The 19,711-nt window shown below is 62.2% G+C and carries 17 protein-coding genes and 1 tRNA gene; 11 read left to right on the forward strand and 7 right to left on the reverse strand.

All coding sequences use genetic code 11. The annotated features are described in order from the left end of the window. The first annotated feature begins 134 nt into the window (after nt 1-134). Entirely contained in the window at nt 135-2,096 is a 1,962-nt protein-coding gene (locus KIO76_RS05645) for a glycosyltransferase (RefSeq protein ID WP_213321862.1), read from the forward strand. Here the strand turns inward: KIO76_RS05645 and KIO76_RS05650 are convergent. Further along, nucleotides 2,047-2,640, reverse strand: coding sequence for an SCO family protein (locus tag KIO76_RS05650; RefSeq protein ID WP_213321863.1), 594 nt, complete (start codon nt 2,638-2,640; stop codon nt 2,047-2,049). The two genes, KIO76_RS05645 and KIO76_RS05650, sit on opposite strands and share 50 nt — an antisense overlap. 249 nt (nt 2,641-2,889) lie before the next feature. Continuing rightward, on the reverse strand, nt 2,890-3,072 hold the full coding sequence (locus KIO76_RS05655) for a hypothetical protein (RefSeq protein WP_213321864.1): 183 nt from the start codon (nt 3,070-3,072) through the stop codon (nt 2,890-2,892). Nucleotides 3,073-3,438: 366 nt separating this feature from the next. Here KIO76_RS05655 and KIO76_RS05660 point away from each other — a divergent pair, with 366 nt between their 5' ends. Then, entirely contained in the window at nt 3,439-3,681 is a 243-nt protein-coding gene (locus tag KIO76_RS05660; RefSeq protein ID WP_213321865.1) for a hypothetical protein, read from the forward strand. 177 nt (nt 3,682-3,858) lie between these two features. Here KIO76_RS05660 and KIO76_RS05665 read toward each other — a convergent pair whose 3' ends face one another. Then, nucleotides 3,859-4,566, reverse strand: coding sequence for an orotate phosphoribosyltransferase (locus KIO76_RS05665; protein ID WP_213321866.1), 708 nt, complete (start codon nt 4,564-4,566; stop codon nt 3,859-3,861). Between the two features lie 449 nt (nt 4,567-5,015). Between KIO76_RS05665 and KIO76_RS05670 the strand changes: the two genes are divergently transcribed. The 5 genes from KIO76_RS05670 (at nt 5,016) to KIO76_RS05690 (ending at nt 11,359) form a co-directional block, all read left to right on the forward strand. Further along, nucleotides 5,016-5,825: an ABC transporter permease gene (locus KIO76_RS05670; protein ID WP_213321867.1), complete on the forward strand. Its 810-nt coding sequence runs from the start codon at nt 5,016-5,018 to the stop codon at nt 5,823-5,825. Nucleotides 5,826-5,846: 21 nt separating this feature from the next. Continuing rightward, the gene (locus KIO76_RS05675) at nt 5,847-6,605 is read left to right on the forward strand and encodes an ABC transporter ATP-binding protein (RefSeq protein WP_213321868.1); all 759 of its coding nucleotides are present in this window, start codon (nt 5,847-5,849) and stop codon (nt 6,603-6,605) included. A 210-nt stretch (nt 6,606-6,815) separates the two neighbouring features. Further along, complete coding sequence (locus KIO76_RS05680; RefSeq protein WP_213321869.1) at nt 6,816-7,946, forward strand: efflux RND transporter periplasmic adaptor subunit; 1,131 nt, start codon at nt 6,816-6,818, stop codon at nt 7,944-7,946. Between the two features lie 91 nt (nt 7,947-8,037). Next, the gene (locus KIO76_RS05685) at nt 8,038-11,148 is read left to right on the forward strand and encodes an efflux RND transporter permease subunit (RefSeq protein WP_213321870.1); all 3,111 of its coding nucleotides are present in this window, start codon (nt 8,038-8,040) and stop codon (nt 11,146-11,148) included. Nucleotides 11,149-11,284: 136 nt separating this feature from the next. Further along, a tRNA-Gln gene (locus tag KIO76_RS05690) sits at nt 11,285-11,359 on the forward strand. Nucleotides 11,360-11,500: 141 nt separating this feature from the next. On the opposite strand, the gene KIO76_RS05695 is transcribed toward KIO76_RS05690, so the two are convergent. After that, nucleotides 11,501-11,863, reverse strand: a complete 363-nt coding sequence (locus KIO76_RS05695) for a nuclear transport factor 2 family protein (protein ID WP_213321871.1) — start codon at nt 11,861-11,863, stop codon at nt 11,501-11,503. A 108-nt stretch (nt 11,864-11,971) separates the two neighbouring features. Here KIO76_RS05695 and KIO76_RS05700 point away from each other — a divergent pair, with 108 nt between their 5' ends. Together KIO76_RS05700 and KIO76_RS05705 are read left to right on the forward strand one after the other, a co-directional pair. Next, nucleotides 11,972-12,787 (forward strand): helix-turn-helix domain-containing protein, encoded by an 816-nt coding sequence (locus KIO76_RS05700; RefSeq protein WP_213321872.1) that lies wholly within the window; start codon nt 11,972-11,974, stop codon nt 12,785-12,787. Continuing rightward, on the forward strand, nt 12,784-13,113 hold the full coding sequence (locus KIO76_RS05705) for a putative quinol monooxygenase (protein WP_213321873.1): 330 nt from the start codon (nt 12,784-12,786) through the stop codon (nt 13,111-13,113). Before KIO76_RS05700 ends, KIO76_RS05705 begins: the two co-directional genes overlap by 4 nt. Before the next feature lie 95 nt (nt 13,114-13,208). Here KIO76_RS05705 and KIO76_RS05710 read toward each other — a convergent pair whose 3' ends face one another. Next, a complete protein-coding gene (locus KIO76_RS05710; protein WP_213321874.1) occupies nt 13,209-14,225 on the reverse strand; it encodes an SIS domain-containing protein in 1,017 nt (338 codons plus the stop codon). A gap of 593 nt (nt 14,226-14,818) precedes the next feature. Here KIO76_RS05710 and KIO76_RS05715 point away from each other — a divergent pair. Both KIO76_RS05715 and KIO76_RS05720 read left to right on the forward strand, forming a co-directional pair. Further along, on the forward strand, nt 14,819-15,847 hold the full coding sequence (locus tag KIO76_RS05715; RefSeq protein ID WP_213321875.1) for a 1-aminocyclopropane-1-carboxylate deaminase/D-cysteine desulfhydrase: 1,029 nt from the start codon (nt 14,819-14,821) through the stop codon (nt 15,845-15,847). Next, nucleotides 15,844-16,899, forward strand: coding sequence for a succinylglutamate desuccinylase/aspartoacylase family protein (locus KIO76_RS05720; protein ID WP_213321876.1), 1,056 nt, complete (start codon nt 15,844-15,846; stop codon nt 16,897-16,899). Before KIO76_RS05715 ends, KIO76_RS05720 begins: the two co-directional genes overlap by 4 nt. Nucleotides 16,900-16,966: 67 nt before the next feature. Here KIO76_RS05720 and KIO76_RS05725 read toward each other — a convergent pair whose 3' ends face one another. Together KIO76_RS05725 and KIO76_RS05730 are read right to left on the reverse strand one after the other, a co-directional pair. Beyond that, nucleotides 16,967-18,250 (reverse strand): ABC transporter substrate-binding protein, encoded by a 1,284-nt coding sequence (locus KIO76_RS05725; RefSeq protein WP_213321877.1) that lies wholly within the window; start codon nt 18,248-18,250, stop codon nt 16,967-16,969. A 254-nt stretch (nt 18,251-18,504) separates the two neighbouring features. Beyond that, complete coding sequence (locus tag KIO76_RS05730) at nt 18,505-19,542, reverse strand: glucokinase (RefSeq protein WP_213321878.1); 1,038 nt, start codon at nt 19,540-19,542, stop codon at nt 18,505-18,507. Between the last annotated feature and the right edge of the window lie 169 nt (nt 19,543-19,711).

The following is a 19,711-nucleotide window of genomic DNA, read 5'->3' on the forward strand; positions in this document are numbered from 1 at the left end:
GCAGGAAGGGCTTCATTCTGATCCAGGCATCGGATGGCCAGCGTCTATTCGACCATGGAATGAGTCGGATTTGACTCGCAATTGTTGCGAAAGTTCTAGCACAATGCGCTCCGGGGACAATTTGGGGGAAAACTATGCATCGGGGCAGCAATGCCGGCGGGGAAGGCCGGCTGTTGCGTTATCGGTGGTCACCTGAGGGCGACAACGAGCCCTTGCCGCCTGAGATCGCCTTTCTGGCGGCGCACGGCGTGACCGTTCCGCAACTCATCAAAGCCAAGCGCTACGCGCTCCTGTGGGGTGTCACACCATCCGAGGCCTTGCTGGCTTTGGGATTCCTTGACGAAGACACCTTCTATCGTGCGCTGGCCACAGAAACTGGCGTGCCACTCCTCCCTCATGACGTGGCCATCAGCCCGCAAGCGCCCTACGACTTGGGAATTCGCGCCGGTATCGTGGCATTGCAACCGAACCGGCGCCACCTGGCCTTCGCCATCGCGCCACGGGGCAGCGCCGTGCAGGAATTGCTCCTGCGAGGACCCAAGTTCTCCGGGCAGCGAGTGGCTTTGATCGCGCCACGGCGTCTGGCCGAGCGGGTCATGGCGGCGTCCGCCGCCCGCATCGCGCGTCGTGCGGCCCACGAACTGCCCGATGAGGACCCTGCCCTTTCCGCGCGTGACGGCGCGACAAAGGCGCAGATCGCGTCCGCGGCGACTGCCGTGTGCGCCGCGAGCTTCATGGCAACGCTGGCCCCCGACATAGTCCAGCAGGTCATCGTCGGTCTCATCAGCCTTGTCTTCCTGGCAATGATCACGGTGAGGCTCGCATGCTGCCTCGAGCGGGTACCGGTTCGGCCGCGGCGCAGGCCTTCACTCGCATGGGGCAGCGAACAGCACGGCGACGAGCACTTGCCGACCTACACCATCATCGTGCCGCTGTTTCGAGAGACGCGCGTGCTCGGCCAGATCGTCAGTGCTCTGCAAAACCTCGATTATCCAGCCGCCAAGCTGGATATCAAACTTGTCCTCGAAGAAGACGACGAGCCGATGCGCGCCGCTGTCCGGTCCATGGAAATACCCAATTTCATCGAGGTCATCATCGCCCCGTCAGGGCAGCCCCGCACGAAGCCACGGGCGCTGAACGTCGCCCTGCCGCTCGCGCGCGGAGAATTTGTCGTCGTCTACGACGCCGAAGATGTGCCGGATCGCGACCAGCTACGCCTGGCCGTCGGGACCTTTGCCCGCATGCCGCGTTCCGTCGCCTGCCTCCAGGCGCGTCTCGTCATCGACAACTTCAAGGACGGCCTTCTCGCTTCCCTGTTCGCCATTGAATACATGGCGCTGTTCGACGTCATCAATCCCGGTCTCGCCAGCTACGGCCTACCGGTTCCGCTTGGCGGCACCTCCAACCATTTTCGCACCGACGTGCTGCGCGACATCAGGGGCTGGGACGCCTGGAACGTGACCGAAGATGCCGATCTCGGAGTGCGGCTCGCGTGTCGCGGCTACGAAGTCGCCGATTTGCCCTCGGCGACCCTCGAGGAGGCGCCGATGCATCTTGGAGCCTGGATGCGCCAGCGGGCCCGGTGGATGAAGGGCTGGATGCAGGTCTGCATCACCCATAGCCGGGCGCCGCTCAATACGGCCAGGACACTCGGCGGGGCCGGTTCGCTCGGCGTCGTGACGATGGCCTTCGGCACTGTCGCAACCGCATTGGCTTACCCGGTGTTCGCGACACTCGCCCTTATCGTGCTGACCAAGCTTATCGTGAATAACGGCACCATAGCGGTTTCCTCGATAGCGGACGCAGGTTTTGCCGCTCTGGCGCTTGTCGTCTTCACTGCAGGCTTCGTATCGATGCTGCTGCCGCCGATGATCGGCATCGCCCGGCGCGGCCCGTGGAAGCTGATGCTCTATGTGCCGCTGCTGCCCTTCTATTATGTCCTGGTGTCGGTCGCATCGTGGCGCGGTCTCGTCGGCCTCGTCACTTCCCCCTTCAACTGGAACAAGACTGAGCACGGGCTATCCGCCCGGCGCCGCAGCCTCCAGATTACAGGTAACTCAGCAGATCTTTCGCAGCGACGTCCGGTGCGCGCTTGAGATCGAAGCCGTTTACGAAGCCCCCCTTGGCATCCATCAGATACACCATGGCGGTGTGATCCATGGTGTATCCGTCGCTGGTCGGCACCTTTCGCGCGTAGACCTTGTAGGACTTGAGAACGGCGGCGATTGTCTCGGGCGAACCAGACAGGCCGATGATGCGTGGATCGAAAGCGCCGAGATAGCTCTTCAACACTTCGGGCGTGTCACGCTCGGGGTCGACCGTGACGAACAGGACGCGCAGCTTGTCGCCTTCGGGTCCCGCGGCTCTCAGCAGCTCGGAAGCCTCGAACAGCGTCGTCGGACAGACATCGGGACAGTGGGTGAAACCGAAGAACACCAGGAATGGCGCGCCGAGGAGATCCTTGTTCGTGACCGTGCGCCCATCCTGCGCGGTCAGGGCGAACGGCCCCCCAACGGACGAAATCACCGGCTCATCGCGCCGAAAATCAACAAGCGAGACGATGGCGATGCCGAGCACAATGACACTGAAGAGGAAAGCCGCGAGGGGCAGCGCCAGACGCCGGACACGGTCACGATTCATATGCGTTGCTCCCGTTACGCCACCCAAAGGCGGCGCCGATGCTCCAGAGCCAAGCTCCCGTCGACCAAGCTTCTCCACCAGCCCTCTTGTACCCAGACCTTCCGGACCAAGTTGGCGGAGAACCCCGGTAGCATCGCTATACCCGGCAGCGGCCTGGCAGGAGAAGGCGGCACATGGTCGCCTCTCGAAAACGTCATTTCATGGAAATGGTGGCTCTCGCCAATCTCACCACCGCCGACCCGCCCGGCTTCAAAAACAGCCAGCCACCGCCGCCGTGACCCAGGCGACGAAAACGCCGTCACCCTGGCTCGCCCACAGCATCGCCCCCGCGAAAAGCGTCAGCACAGCGGCCGCCGCTGACAGCGCGACAACCAGCCGCCGGTTATCAGAAGGCGTTGCGGTCGTCCTGGTGACGGATTCAGACGAGGCCATGGCGAGAAGGATCCTCATGATCGGTCGGTTGCGGACCACTCCTCATAAGATAGAGTGCGGCGGTACATTTTGCGAGCATTTTCAGCGCCTTCTTTCAAGCGGCAGGATTCATGACCCACAGCCGTCGACAGGCATTCGCGTCGCATGATTAGAATAACGCCCTGGAACCTGTATGATGACGCACGAATCATAATCATGATTCTGCATTCGAACGATCGCCCATAGGATTGAATGATAAGGTTTTATGACAGTTTCTATGAAGTTCATCAGAAAATAAGTAAATGTGACAGCTGCGACTCCTAGGACCATCGTAACACTTGTCATGCAAAACGTTCTACGCCATGGAAAAGGCGCGGGAGAAGTTGAATGACCGGCATATCACGAGGTGACATCGACGCGCTCGTTGGCACGATAGACGATATGATCGCGACCGAAATGATCGGAACCGGTGCGAGCACGGCCGAACTCGTCGAGGCAATGGCGCGCCTGGACGAGCAGGCAGGGCGGACAATTCCAGGTTCCTTGCCCACCCGCCGGGTCCGGCGTCTGATCGATCTTCTGCTGGCTGTGGGCGTGCCGGCAGCGCAGCTGCAGCCGGAAATGACCTGATCGCAGGCTCGTGCGGCGACACGTCAGCGCGCCGCACAATTCGCGCGATGGGCGAACCGGAACCCGCCCCTCGACCGTTACGTCTCGCCGAGCCAACAGAAAGCGAACAACAACCTCCCGGAATTGCCCAGCGCATTTCCGGGACGATGCGGCCTGGCCGTGCCTGTGCTTCGCTCTTTAGCTCTTCGGCCCGCCAAACTCGGATTTGCCACCGTGGGCGGCGGACCACTGGGTCGGCTGATTGAGAAAAGCCTCCACCTCGGCCAATACGCCGGCATCGAAATGGCCGCTCGCCTTCGCGACCTCCAGCACATCCCACCACGTGACGAGCGCATGGAGATCGAGCCCAATGGCCTTCAGATCAGCGCGAGCCGTCGGGAATATGTCGTAGAAAAAAAGCACGAAGCAGTGATCGACAGTCTGGCCCGCGTTGCGGATGGCATCCGCAAAGGTCACCTTGCTGCCACCGTCGGTCGCCAGATCCTCGACCAGGAGCGTCCGCGCGCCCTCCACGACCTCACCCTCGATCTGGGCGTTGCGGCCAAAGCCCTTCGGCTTCTTGCGAATGTACTGCATCGGCAGCATCAGCCGGTCCGCAATCCACGCGGCAAAGGGGATGCCGGCCGTTTCGCCCCCGGCCACACAATCGATCGATTCGTAGCCGATGTCGCGCAGGATGGTCGTCGCCGCGAAATCCATCAGCCCAGCGCGCAGCCGCGGATATGAAATCAGCTTGCGGCAATCCGTGTAGACGGGACTCGCCCAACCAGACGTGAAGATGAATGGCTTTTCGGCGTTGAAATGAATGGCCTTGACCTCGAGCATCATGCGGGCGGTCTGGTGGGCGATCGTTTGTCTGTCCGCCAACGAGGCTGCTTTCACCATCACTCTCTCCATCATCCCGGCGCATCACGCCCTGCTGCCCGCCACGGTGTTCCACCGCTTCATGATCGATAGCTCGACCGCAGGCCGCTTAAGAACACTGGTGGGCTCATCCTGACAAGCCCATTTGCTCAACAGCCTCGTCAACATGCCTTGGCTTTGCGTGGTCCGCCCCCAATTTTGATCCTCCTCACCGGCGCCTGTGACAGGTCGCAGTTGCCTTGACCCTTATCTCCGCCTTCGCTAGACAGCCGCATAGGCTGGCCGGACGCATCGGCGTTCCTGTTCTCCGCGGCTGCCCGCTAGAGCGGTTCCGGCGGAGCAAGCGGCCATTGTTCTGCCCTTGCATCCGGGGGCGTAGCGGAGACGGAAGCGATGACCTGACTTAGGTTTTTTGGAGCTTCCCTACTGGCCAGATTTTTCTTGTCGAGACCCGAATCCGAGAATCCCTCATGTCCTTGAGCCCGACACGTCGCGACTGGCGGCTTATGCTGAACGATGTCGTGCGCGGTATCGCCGCTTGGCACGTCTGGGTGCTGCTCGGCTTCAGTGACATTCGCCAGCGCTACAAGCGATCCAAATTCGGACAATTTTGGATCACGCTGAGCATGGGCATTTTTGTCGCAGGCATCGGCATCGTCTACGCTTTCCTGTTCAACCAGCCCGTTCGCGAATATCTGCCGTTCCTCGCGGTCAATATGGTCGTCTGGACCTTGATTGCGGGCATCATCAACGAGGCGACGCTCGCCTTCGTGCAGGCAACGGTCTATCTCCGCCAGGAGGCGATGCCGAAGACGGTTTTCGTCCTGCGCATCCTCGTGCGCAACCTCATTGCCTTTGCCCACAATCTCATCATCATTCCCATCGTCTGGCTCTGCTTTCTGGTGGTGCCGAGCCCGGCCATGCTGCTCGCGATCCCCGGCCTGGTGTTGATGATGGTGGCAGCCTTCCTGGCTGCGATGATCATCGGTATCCTGTCGACACGCTTTCGCGACTTGCCGCAAATCATCCAGAACCTGCTGCAGATCGCGTTCTTCATGACGCCGGTCATGTGGCGCGTCGATCAGATGGGCGCCGCGGCCTGGTATATCGTGGGATTCAACCCCTTCGCGGTGTTCCTGCGCATTGTGGCCGAGCCGCTTCATGGCCGCATACCCGGCCTCGCGACCTATGCGAGCGCCTTTGTCGTCATCGCCGTGCTGGTACTCATCGCGGCGCCGCTGTTCGCCCGCTTCCGGGCGCGCATCGTCTATTGGCTTTAAGCTTTGAGATCGGACAGGGCCATGCCGTCGATCGACCTCGTCAATGCCTCCGTGGAATTCCCCATCTACAACGCACGCGGGCGATCGCTCCGGTCGAGCCTCCTGAAACGCGTCGGCGGCCAGATCGAAAGCGAGAACGGTGACGTGGTCACCGTGAAGGCACTGCGCAATATCAATCTATCGCTCAAGGCAGGCGATCGCCTCGCCCTCATCGGCCACAACGGTGCGGGCAAATCGACCTTGCTGCGGGTCTTTTCGGGTTCCTACGAGCCCTCCGACGGCACCGTGGACATCGAGGGGCGCGTGTCCTCGCTGCTCGATATCAGCATGGGCATGGATCCCGAGCTTACGGGCGCCGAGAACATCATCCTGCGCGGCGTCATAGTCGGCATGTCCATCGCCGAAGCCCGTGCCCGCATCGGCGAGATCGCCGACTTCTCGGAATTGGGCGGCTATATCGACCTGCCCATGCGCACCTATTCTACCGGCATGTCCCTCAGGCTGGCCTTCGCCATCTCGACGGCGGTGCAGCCGGACATCCTGCTCCTCGATGAGCTCATCAGCGTCGGCGACGCTGGTTTCGCCGACAAGGCATTGCAGCGCACCGAGGACATGATGAACAACGCCAGCATCCTCGTGCTGGCGTCACACGACAGCAACGCTTTGCGGCAATACTGCAACCGCGCTGTCATGCTGCGTGAAGGCCGCATTATCGCCGAAGGCGGTGTCGACGAGATCCTCGACGTCTATGCGTCCTCGCGGGCCACGCCAGCGGCCTGATCCGGCCCTCGTCCGCCATTGATGACGGTTGTTCCGGTGTCGGCCCCGAAGAGCGCGGCGACGCGGTATCAAACACGTGATGGCGCTGCTCTAATAAATGCCGGATAATGGGTTCAGCGTCCCTTTTGGCGTTACATGAGCAAATGTTAACTTGATCGGCACGCGAGTTGCTTAGAGGATCCGGATCGCTCCGCAGCGGATGAGACGAGAATGCGAAAGTCGGTTTTGGCAGTTGTTGGTCTTGTCGCTCTGGCCTCTGCCGGCGCCTTCGCGCTCGACCGTGGTGGAACGGACTTTTCGGCCGAGGTCAAACGGCTGAAGGAAGCCGTCTTCGGCGAGGCGCGCGCGCGCGACCAAAGTGCCGCGCCAGCCCGGCAACAGGCCGCGGCCATGCCGGTTGAAGCGGTGCGGCCACGGCGTGGTGAAGCCACTTCCGATATACTGGCCGTCGGCGGGCTCCAATCCGATGAATCGGTGGTTGTCTCGTCGGAGATCGCAGGCCGGGTTGCCGAGATCCTTTTCAAGGAAGGCCAGCAGGTCAACGCGGGGGCGGTTCTCGTCAAGCTTGACGGCTCCCTGACGCAGGCCGAACTTGATGACGCGCAGGCGCGTCTCGATCTGGCGGATTCCAATTACAAGCGGACAAATGCGCTGGCAAAGGGTGGCAATGCGACCCAGCGCGCCAATGACGAGGCTTTCGCCGGTCTCGCGACTGCCAGGGCCGCCCTGTCCCTCATTCAAGCACGTTTCGACAAGCTGTCGATCCAGGCGCCATTCCCGGGCGTGCTCGGCATCCGCAAGGTGTCCGTGGGAGCCTATCTCAGCCCCGGCGCCGCCATCGTGAACCTGGAAAAAATCGACGCCTTGAAGGTTGACTTCAAGGTTCCCGAGATCTTCCTGTCGCGCGTGTCAGTGGGGCAGACGATCGAGCTGACGGTCGACGCCCTGCCGGGCCGCGTGTTCACCGGCACGATCTATGCTATCGACCCCATGGTCGATGTGAACGGCCGGGCGCTCACCATCCGCGCTCGCCTGCCGAATACGGATCTGACCCTCCGGCCCGGGCTGTTCGCACGCATCACCGTGAAGGGACAAAGCGTGCAGAACGTCTCGCTCGTGCCGGAAGAGGCCGTCGTCCCGCGCGGCAAGGACTCGCTTATTTATCAGATCGTCGACGGCAAAGCGGTGGAGACCAAGGTTCGCCTTGGCAGCCGCAAGGCTGGCGAAGTCGAGATTCTCGAAGGCCTGATCGCCGACGCGCCGGTGGTGACATCGGGACAATCCCGCCTCCGCGACGGCGTCCGCGTCGAGGTCGTTGCCGGTTCATTGCGCCAGACCTGACCTAACAACGCATTGTTGCTGACTTTTACCCCCGCACCGCATTCAGACTACGCCCGACGCGTACCAGGCACCATCGAAAGGCACGGCTGATATGGGTTTCTCCGAGCTCTGCATCCGCCGGCCGGTTTTCGCGACGGTGCTCAGCCTCATCATCGTGCTGATCGGCGCCGTCTCGTACCAACGTCTGACCGTACGCGAGTACCCCAATATCGACGAGCCCGTGGTCTCCGTGACCACCACTTATCCCGGCGCCTCGGCCACCATCATGGAAAGCCAGGTGACGCAGGTGCTCGAAGGCTCGATTGCGGGCATCGCCGGCATCGACGTTCTGGAATCGACGAGCCGCTCGGAGTCGAGCCGTATTACCGTTCGCTTCCGCCTCGGAATCGATGCCGACGTCGCGGCGAGCGATGTGCGCGATCGCGTCAGCCGTGTGCGCCGGCGCTTGCCGGACGAGATCGACGAGCCGGTGATCGCGAAAGTGGAGGCTGATGCCCAGCCGATCATCTTCATCTCGTTCATGGCCAAGAACATGAACGCTCTGGAGCTGACGGACTATATCGACCGCTATGTCACCAACCGCCTGAAAAACCTCACCGGTGTCGCAGATGTCACCATCTTTGGTGAGCGGCGCTATGCCATGCGTATCTGGGTCGATCGCGAACGCCTTGCCGCCTATAATCTGACCGTCCAGGACATCGAGGCAGCGCTGCGAGCGCAGAACGTCGAGCTCCCATCCGGCCGCATCGAGAGCCGGGACCGCGAGTTTACAGTGCTCTCGCGCACGGGCCTGACGAATGCCCAACAGTTCGAGAATATCGTCGTTAAGCTGTCCGGAAATTACCAGGTCAAGCTGAAGGACATCGCCCGCGTCGAACTCGGCGCGGCGGATGAACGGCGAGACGGGCGCTACAACGGCCAGACGAGCGTCACGGTCGGCATTGTCAAGCAGGCGGTCGCAAACCCGCTCGACGTATCGGAAGCGCTCCGGGGTGTGTTGCCGGACATCAGCGCCTCGTTGCCTGATGGCGTGACCGCCGAGATCGCCAACGACAACGCGGTCTTCATCGATCGCTCGATCCAGAGCGTCTTTCACACCATTCTCGAGGCCATCGTCCTCGTCGTTCTCGTCATCCTGTTTTTCCTGCGCTCGCTGCGAGCCTCGCTCATTCCCATCGTGACGATCCCGATCTCACTGATCGCGACCTTCACGCTGATGTATGCGCTTGGATTCAGCATCAACACCCTGACCCTGCTCGCCATGGTGCTGGCGATCGGCCTCGTGGTTGATGACGCCATCGTGGTGCTTGAGAACATCCACCGGCATGTCGAGCACGGCATGAAGCCGAGAGCGGCCGCAATCAAGGGCATCAAGGAGATTGGCTTCGCCGTCATCGCCATGACGCTCACGCTCGTGGCGGTCTACGCACCGGTGGCCTTCTCGCCGGGGCGCACAGGCCGCCTCTTCCTGGAATTCGCGCTGACACTCGCCGGTGCGGTTCTCGTGTCGGGCTTCGTCGCGCTGACCCTGACGCCCATGATGTGCTCGAAGATTCTCAAGCACGAGCCCAATCCCGGCCTTCTCTTCAGAGTGCTTGAGCGCGGCTTCAATGCCTTCGAGAACGGCTATCGTCGGCTGCTCGTTGCCACGCTCAAGGTTCGTTTCCTCATCATCCTGCTCGCGCTCGGCGTCGCCGGCATGAGTGGCTATTATTTCACGCATCTCAGGGCGGAACTTGCGCCCGTCGAGGATCGCGGTGTCATCATGATTCGCGGCAGCGGTCCGGAAGGCGCCACCCTCGCCTACATGAGCCGCTATTCCCGCCAGATCGAGGACTCGCTCCGTGAAGTTCCGGAGATGCAGTCGGTCCTGGTCATTCTCGGCTTCCCGGAAATTACAGATTTCATGATCGTTGGACGCCTGAAGGACTGGGATGTTCGACAGCGCAGCCAGCAGGAAATCGCCGCTTCCATGCGGGCCAAGCTCGCTCGCATTCCCGGCGTTCAGGCTTACGCCAACAATCCCGCCTCGCTTGGGCAGCGTGGTTCATCCCGCCCCATCGAATTCATTCTGCAGACCTCCGGGACCTACGAGGAACTGCAGGGCTATGTCGACACGTTCATCAAGCGGGTCGGCGACTATCCCGGGTTCATCAATCTGGAATCAGACCTCAAGCTGAATAAGCCTGAATTCCGGATTGAGCTTGATCGCGCAAAGGTGGCTGATCTCGGTCTCGACGTGTCGGTCATTGGCCGGACGCTGGAAACGCTGCTCGGCGGACGCCAGGTGACGCGTTTCGAGGTTGAAGGTGAGCAGTACGACGTCTACGTGCAGATGGCGGCGGAGGATCGCGCCTCGCCATCGACACTGTCCACCATCTTCCTGCGCGCCCCGAATGGAGAGATGGTGCAGCTCTCCAACATCGTGAAGGTGTCCGAATCGGTTGCGCCGAAGGAACTTCGACGGTTCAACCAGCTGAGATCCGCCACCATTTCAGCCAACCTCGCGCCAGGCTACGCATTGGGTGACGGCCTTGCCTATCTGGATAAGGCCGCCCAGGAGGTTCTCCCCGCGACGGTACAGACCGACTTCGGCGGGCAGAGCCGTGAGTTCCATTCGTCCAGCCAGAGCCTAGCGGTCGTCTTCGTGCTGGCGCTTGGCTTCATCTACCTCGTCCTTGCCGCGCAATTCGAGAGTTTCCGTGACCCCGTCATCATTCTCCTGACCGTGCCATTGTCGATGACGGGCGCTCTCGCAGCGCTGTATTACGCCGGTGGAACGCTCAACGTGTATTCACAGATCGGTCTCGTGACCCTCGTCGGCCTGATCACCAAGCACGGCATTCTCATCGTCGAATTCGCCAATCAGCAGCAGGAGACCGGCAAGACCCGCCTGACGGCTGTCGTCGAAGCGGCGACGCTGCGCCTGCGACCCATCCTTATGACAACGGGCGCCATGGTGCTCGGTGCTGTGCCGCTCGCGCTCGCGGAAGGCGCGGGCGCCGAGAGCCGCCAACAGATAGGCCTCGTCATCGTCGGCGGGCTCACCCTCGGCACGCTGCTCACGCTTTTCGTGGTGCCCACCGTCTACAGCCTGGTTGGCCGCATTCACAAACCTCATGAAGAGCACGACGACGCCCATGCGCATCACCATCACCCCAAGGGCGCCGCGGGACCCGGGCATCTGACGCCTGCAGAGTAATGTCCTGCACAGGGGGACGCGGAAGATTTCTGCGTAAAGCGTCCGGGTTGACCATTGCCATCGCACAAGCGGCGAATTATGGTCCGCCCCGCTCGCAAGACTTGCGTCGCCAAGGGTGACGAAGCGTGCACCGCGTTGGGGCGTCGCCAAGTGGTAAGGCAGCGGATTTTGATTCCGCCATGCGGAGGTTCGAATCCTCCCGCCCCAGCCAGCCTCTTCATTGATCTCAATGTCCCGAAGGCTCCGCGAGAATGCCCCGCCTCGGATCTCGTTGCCTTCGGGAGCGCTGATTGCGTGAAGGCGGCTTTGTACCGTGGCGCGCTCAAACCGCCCTCTTCACCGTGCTCATCCCTCATGCAGGCCCGGCGTCGAGGAAGCCGATGACGGTTGCAATACGGCCCTCGTGATCCAGACGCACAATATCCGTCCCTTCGGCGATGGTGTGTCCCTCGCCACCCTTCAACGACCATGAAAAGCGCACATGGTCATTGTGGCTGTCAGGCGTTCCCCGCAGCTCGAAACGGTGACCGGGAAATTGCGCGCGGGCGCCCTCTATCATCGCTGCAATTCCATCGGTTCCGGTCCCGGACATCAGCGGATCCACATAATGCGCATCCGTGGTCCAGCGCGCCGTGATGAGCTCTCGCCGCAGCCCGGCATCCGCTTCATTCCAGGTGGCAAGATAGATGTCCGCGATGTCTCGACTGTCGGTCATGATTCGTCACTCCTGTGGTGGATATGACGATCCTGCCGTGTTGCGGAACCCGACGCGATTACCTCGGAGGTAATCATCCCGGCCGCGCCTTTTCGATATAGTCCTGCTATGGAAACAACGATCGACAGCGTCGGCTCACTGTTGCGCGAATGGCGCCAGCGACGCCGCTTCAGCCAACTCGACCTCGCGAGCGAGGCCGCCCTGTCCACCCGGCACCTGAGCTTCGTCGAGAGCGGGCGGGCGTCGGCAAGTCGTGAGATGCTGCTCCGCTTGGCCGAACATCTTGCGATGCCGCTACGCATCCGAAACCGGCTGCTTCTCGCGGGCGGCTTCGCACCGGAGCACGCCGAACGTCCGCTTGATTCTCGCGATATGGCCGCAGCGCGCGAAGCGGTGGAGGCAGTCCTTGCCGCCCATATGCCGTTTCCCGCTCTTGCCGTGGATCGCCATTGGAATCTCGTGCTTGCCAATCCGGCTCTCGCGCCGCTTCTGGAGGGGATCGCCCCGCAATTCCTGGCGCCACCCGTGAATGTGCTGCGGCTCAGCCTCCATCCAGACGGATTGGCACCTCGCATCGACAATCTGGCCGAATGGCGCCACCATCTGCTCGAACGACTCACTCGCCAATGCGACGAGACAGGTGATCCGGTCCTGGCGGATCTGCTGGCCGAGCTCTCGGCGCTACCTTTCCGCGCGAGCAAGACCCGGCCGGGAGCGGCCAATCCCATCGCTGTGCCCTTGAGGCTCACTGTCGATGACGGTTCCTGTCTCTCGTTCCTCTCCACAACAACCGTCTTTGGGACGGCGACAGATGTGACGCTGGCGGAACTGACACTCGAATGCTTTTATCCGGCCGATGTCGCCACACGCGCGGCCTTGCTGGCCGCGCCCCTGTCCCCGGATGCCCTGGGAGCTTCATCATGAGCGTGACCTATCTCATCGAATTCGACGTCAAGCCGACGGAACGCGACCGCTTCCTTACTCTCCTCAATGGCGTCCTGGATGCCATGCGCGGTGAGGACAACTTCAGGAATGCAGTGCTGCACCGCGACCCTGCCAATGACTATCATTTCATGCTGTACGAGACCTGGGCGAACCATCAGGACGTTGTCGACGTGCAACTCCAACGCCCGTACCGTGCCGCTTGGCATGCCGCACTACCCGAGTTGCTGCAGGAACCACGGCTCATCAACATGTGGGAGCCGATCAGGATCGATCCGCCGATCGCTGTCTCGGTGAAGAGTGGTTGAGCACGCTTCTGTGCCAGCCTAGGCCGCTGGACCTTAAGTCCTCGCGGTCGAAAACGGCAGTGAAGGTGGCGCTAGGTTCCGTCACAGCCGCCCCGTCACGCGCCTGCCCCGCCCGACGGCGGCCTACCAGCGAGCCCCTGCTTGCCCGCAGGCCCATGGATGGCCGGCAGGCGTAGATCGGCGAGACTGTCCTTCACATCACGCAACCGCTTGAGCAGAGGCTCCCCGAAATGAAGGGCAACGGCGGTCACGATGATGTCGAGCACCACCGCATGCGCGATCCGCGACGTCATTGGCGCGTAGACTTCCGTATTCTCATGCGCGTCGATTGCGAGCAGGATATCCGCCGCGGCAGCAAGCGCGGTGCCGGGCCTGGTGAGGCCGATGACGCAGGCGCCAACCTCCCTCGCCTTCATGGCCATCTTCACCGTGTCCCTGATCTCGCCCGTGTGGGAGAAGCACAGGACGATGTCGCGGGGCCCCAGCGTGGCCGCCGCCATGCGCTGTAGATGGGTGTCGACGTAAGCCATCACGGGCAGTCCCAGTCGCATGAGCTTGTGCTGCGCCTCAATGGCGAGGATGCTGGCCGCGCCAGCACCGAAGCAGTCGATGCGCCGTGCTGCAACAATCATCTGCACGGCACGCATCAGTGCCTCGCGATTGAGCGACTGGCGGACCGTATTGAGGACATGGATGCTCGAGTCGAAAATCTTGTCCGCGACCTCGTCCAAAGTGTCCTGAGTTCGGACCTCGCTATGAAGATAAGGCGTGCCTGAGACGATGCTCTGCCCCGTGAGCAACTTGAGATCGGGATAGCGTGACAGGCCGAGCGAGCGCACGAAACGCAGCACCGTCGGCTGGCTCACCCCCACTGATGCCGCCAATTCTGCAATCGACATGCGGATGATTCGCTCGGGATGATCGAGAACGAAATCGGCCACCCTCCGCTCAGAGGGGGACAATTGGGCCCTTTGGGCCGCGATCTTGTCCAGGAAACGCGACGCGTCTTGCATCAACATCCCACTGGCCGTCTTGGTGCCAGCGCGCTGTTCAGGCGTAGCACCAGTGTCGTCCGATACCATGGCTTCACCCTGGCCCCGCGGCAAATTCATCACTGTTTTCGATATGAGCCCGTTTCATCGCCAGAAAACTCACGATTCCGCCGCCAGCAACGCCAAGGCCGCCCCTATAGGAAAAACTTTCGACCGCCGTGAGACGGATGTGTAATTTTTCTCCATTCAATGCCACCGATCACGATTTCTTCCTCGATATGAACTGCCGACGTAAACGCGGCTGGCGTCGATACATTCGAAATATTTTTCAAAAACAGAGTGACGTTTCAATCCCGGATTGCACAATCCGGGGGATTACCGTGCCTCTGCCATTGAAACACCAGTGAAATATCAACAGCGTCGAAAGAGAATGCGATTGCACCGATAAATAACCGATGCTTTTGAGCGGGAAGCGTGAATGATCCCGCAGGCGCCACGGTAAGCGTAATAAAGCTACAAAGCGCTCGCGGTCCCGCGCACCACGGTGTATGGTGATAGCGCCGCTAGAGGCCGCAGGAGTGACGTCTGGCCGGAATATGAATGATGAGACCGGTTTCCCATCGGGCAAGGCCCCTACTAGCTGACGTACTGCCCACAGCATCGCACGGGACTTGGCTCCGCCCGGGAAAATCAGAACAATCCAGGAAACGACCATGCCCGCCACACAGCGTGACCCGACCACAGGTCTTGACCGCCTCACCCTGTCTCACCTTCCGACCCCGCTGGACGACGCGCCCAGGCTGGCACGGGCGCTCGGTGTTGCGAGCCTTGCGATCAAGCGTGAGGACATGGCGGGTTATGCGCTGGGTGGCAACAAGCTGCGGCAGCTCGACTTCATTCTCGCGGAAGCGATAGCTGCCGGCGCAGACATGCTGGTTACGACGGCGGGGAGCCAGTCCAATTTCTGCAGGTCACTCGCCGGAGCTGCCGCCAAGCTTGGACTTGGCTGTCATCTCCACCTGCGAGCCGCGATGGGCACCGAGCGGGTGGGCAATCTTCTGCTGGATGACGTTTTCGGCGCCACGATCACCTTCACCGCCGTGACAGACCCCTGGGACCGGACCGTCGCGAACGAACTTGACGCCATTGCCGCCGATTACGCCGCCGAGGGCCGCAAGCCATTCATCGTCCAACTGACGGGGGTAAGTGCCGCCGTTGGCGTCTGCGGGTGGATGTCAGGCGCAGCCGAGCTCATCGAGGATTTCGCTGCCCGCGGCTCGGTGCCGGACGTCATGGTGGCGGTCTGCGGGTCGGGCCTCTCACTGGCTGGCCTTGCTCTCGGCTTCAAGCATCTCGGTTGCCGCACGCGTCTCCTGGGCATCAGCGCGCAGCAGCCGGCGTCCCGGCTCAGGACATGGATTTGCGGCACCGCGGATGAAGCCTCGTCCCTGCTCGGCATTGATACCCGGTTGACGGAAGACGACTTCGATGTCCTCGACAGCGAAATAGCGCCGGGCTATGGCAAGCCCTCGCCGGCGAGCCTGGCGGCGGTGCGCCTCGCCGGCCGCATGGAAGGTCTGGTTCTCGACCCCGTCTACACCGGCAAGGGCATGGCCGGCATCGCCACCGCGGTAAGGACGGGCGCGATCAAGCCGGAGCATTCTGTCGTGTTCCTGCATTCCGGCGGCACACCCGGTCTCTTCACCCATGCGGAAGCGCTCGCCAGGGGGGCGGCGGCGTGAGTCCAACGTCGAGTGCCCGCCAACCCGGGCCGGCACGGCTCGATATCCCGCTTGACCGACCAGGACGCACCATCGGCGCGTTGCGCCTGCCGTGGTCGCACGACCGTTCCGCGTATGGCCAGATCGTGATCCCGGTCATCGTGATCAACGGCGCCCCCGGGCCGACCGTGCTATGCACCGGGGGGGTCCACGGCGATGAATATGAAGGGCCTATAGTCCTTGGCGCGCTCGGTCGCGACCTCATGCCTGAAGATATCAGGGGCCGCCTCATCATCGTGCCCACCGCCAATCCGCCGGCGGCACTGGCCGGCCGACGCACCTCGCCCATCGACGGCGGCAATCTCGCGCGCCTGTTCCCGGGCGAGGCGAGCGGCAGTCCCACGAGCCAGATCGCCGAAGGGATCACCCGGCTTCTCCTGCCTGAAGCCGACTATCTCCTGGATTTCCACAGCGGCGGCAGCACACTCGACTATCTGCCCTGCGCCTTCGGCCGTCTGCCAGAGGACAAGGCCCTGGCAACGCGCGTGCTGGATCTGCTCGCAGCCTTCGGGGCACCGGTGACGGCGGTGGTGAAGCGTCCCGAAGCGAAGGGGACACTCGTAGCCACGGCCCTGGATCTGGGCATCGTCGCCATGGCGACGGAACTTGGCGGAAGCGGCGGCGTCACACAACAAACCGTGGCCATCGCAGCCGCCGGCCTGCGCCGTGCGCTTGCCCATGTCGGCATTCTCGTGAACAGCGGCTTAGGACCGGAAAGCGCATCGACACGGCTCCTCGCGGTGGGCGGCGAGCATTTCCTGCGGTGTCCTGGCCGAGGCCTCTTCGCTCCCGCCTTCATGCTCGGCGATACCGTTGCGTCCGGCGCCGTGGCTGGCTGGCTGAGTGATCCCGAACGGCCCGAACGCGCGCCGGAACCGCTTCATTTCGCGGCGGCCGGCGTCGTCATCTGCCGGCGCGTCCCGACGCTCGCTGAAGCGGGAGACGTTCTTGTCCATCTCGGCGAAGACACGAGCCCGGAGGCCCTGATCGAGGCGGCCTGCCCGTGCGCCTAAAGCAGGCGCGGCCATCCCGGTTAGCCGGAAACGACCGCGCCCTTCCCCCTCTTATTCCACCAGTTTCTCAGCCAACCAGCTTCTGGACCGTCACCGTCAGCTCATCCATCGCCTGCTGAGGCGTTTTCATGCCGAGCACGACCGTTTCCGCTTGCTCCTTGAACAAGTCGGCGGCGCGGGCGGCATTATCAAAGGCCGGTAGCGGCACGCGGGAGACCTGGAGCACCTTGCGCTCCGCTTCCGCATAGGGGAGAGCCTCCTTGATGCGCGGATCATCATAAGTGGAGCCACGAACCGGCCCGTTGCCGTTAAGCGCGGCTGCCAGTGTCGCCTCCTTCGAGGACATGGCCTTGATGAAGGCCCAGGCCAGTTCCTTGTTCTTGGAGTTCTTGGGTATCGCCATGCTCCAGAACTCGACCTTGGTGGGCGCCACCTCGTATTTGCCCTTGAGGGCCTCAGCGATCGGGAAGTAGGTCGTCTTGATCTTGCCGGCGACCTGCGACTTGGCCGGATCATTGTAGAGGCCGTTGCGGCTCATGGAGCTCGCGGCCATGGCCGCCCGCCCCTGCTGCATCCAGGTATTGGCGTCTTCGGCCTTCATACCCGTGAGGTTTTTTGGCACCGCACCGGAAGTGTAGAGGTCACGGATCATGGTCAAAGCCGCCACCATCTCCTTGGAATTGGCGACGACCTTCATGTCGGGCGTGATGAAATCCGCATCCCAGGCTCGAGCGAGTGCGATAACCTCGGGATAGGCGACGCCCGGCAGGATGAAACCGACGACCGGCGTGCCGTCCGGCCGGGTGTAGGTGCATTTCTTGGCGACCTCGACGAATTCCTCGATTGTTTGCGGCGGTCCCTTGATGCCACGCTCGGCGAAGATCTCCTCGTTATAATGGAGACCTGTCGATGCATGCCGGAACGGCACCGCGTAAAGCTCATCACCAATGGTCACGCCCTTGACCAGGCCCGGAAACAGGTCCTTTGGATCCTCGACGGGATCCTTCGCCATCCTAGGACCAAGCGGCTCGAACAGCGTGGCGATGCGCGGGGTCGCATAGGTGTTGAGAATGAAAGCCACGTCGACGGTGGATTCCGCGAGTGAAGCCTCGCGGAACAAGCGGTCGTGCAGGGGCCCTGTCTCGAAAGTCACCCAATTGACCGTGTCACCGGTCGCCTTGGTGAACGCCTGAGTGACATCACCCCCCTTTGTACCGTTGGACACGTTCTGCATCACGCGATGCGCGAAGACGTTGATCTGCTTGCCTTCAGCGCGCAGCGACCCCGCGAAGGGCAGAAGCGCCGCGGTAGCGGCACCCGTTTTCAGAATTGTCCGTCTCGTCAGGCTCATATTTATCCCTCCCGCAAGCTTCATAGACCGGCCCGTTCGCCCGTGGCGTGGCTTCATTTGCCTTACTTTGCCCGCACATCGCGAGATTATCCGGATGTTTGCGGTAGGGCCATTCAAGGGGTCGTGTCGTAGAATAATTACATTCCAAAGCCGCTTCAACGAAGAAATTGCGACGCGCGGTGCCGGATTTCTGTAATAAAACTACAATATGGAGCGGCAAGCCTAGATATGGGTCCACAGACCACAGCCTCGCATCAGCGTCGAGCGAGCCTGCTCTCCCAATCCATGCGGTAACGATCCGGGGCGGCCGCCACGGCAGCCATGCCGAGCAGCACCGCTTTCTGCTCAATGACAAGCACAGTCGCGATGCGGCTCATAAAACCATCAACCGGGGCCTTTTCGGCGAAGATGGCCGCGAAGACACCGGGATCAATCAATGAATGGATCCGCGGCAGGATTCCGCCAGAAAGATAGACACCGCCGCGCGCGCCGAATGTCAGCGCGACATCGCCAGCAAAGCGCGCCAAGATCGCGAGGAACAGTCGCACCGTGTCGCGCGCCGCCGGATCGCTGCCATCGATCGCCGCTTCGACAAGCGGGGGCGGCTCACCGTAGCGCGGCTCTAGTCCTGCAACCGCGCATTGCGCCTTATAAAGCCTTAAAAGGCCCGGGCCGGACAGGACGCACTCCGCCGTCACCCGACCATCAACCCGCTCGATATGCGGCCAAAGCGCATATTCCTCATCTGTGACCGGGCCGAAGTCGATATGACCGCCCTCGCTTGCAACGGGGATGAACTGGCCCGCGCTCTCGATGAGGCCTGCGACACCAAGACCCGTCCCGGGTCCCAGCACCACCCGCGTTCCCGCTCGCGGCGCGAGATCGGGCGTGATGCGATGCAGCGCCTCACGCGGCAAGGCGGGCAGCGAGAGGGCCTGCGCCTCGAAATCGTTGAGCAGCAGACACTCCTCCAGGCCAAGCTCCTCGAGTAACGCCTGCTGGTCGAGCACCCAGCCGGCGTTGGTGAGCTGAATGCGTCCGTCGACCAGCGGCCCCGCGCCACATACGATCATCGAGCGGGGCGCCGGCAAGGGCGGGGATGCCGTTTCAGGAAAACCACCGCGCATGGCAGCGATCGCCGCGACGACACCGTCGTGGGCACTCGCATGCTCGTGCGTATGCAGTTGGACGGAAGCTTCAAGCGGCGCGCCAGGGGCTTCGACCAGCGCGAAGCGCGCATTGGTCCCACCGATATCGCCCACTAAAACGGGGTGAGGAAATGTTGCCGTCATCGTTCCTGTTAAACGAGAGCGTTGCACTGAGGGTTCCGTGGCCAGCGGGATCTCCGGAAATCCGGCGACATTGCGCGTCGGCGGACCTCTTGAGATGGCCTTGTCCCGCTTTGGCAGAGCGGGGTCAAGCGCGCGAGCCCGTCTCGTAGCGATCACCGCCATGCCGAAA

This window comes from Chelatococcus sp. YT9, from assembly GCF_018398315.1.
GTDB lineage: Bacteria > Pseudomonadota > Alphaproteobacteria > Rhizobiales > Beijerinckiaceae > Chelatococcus.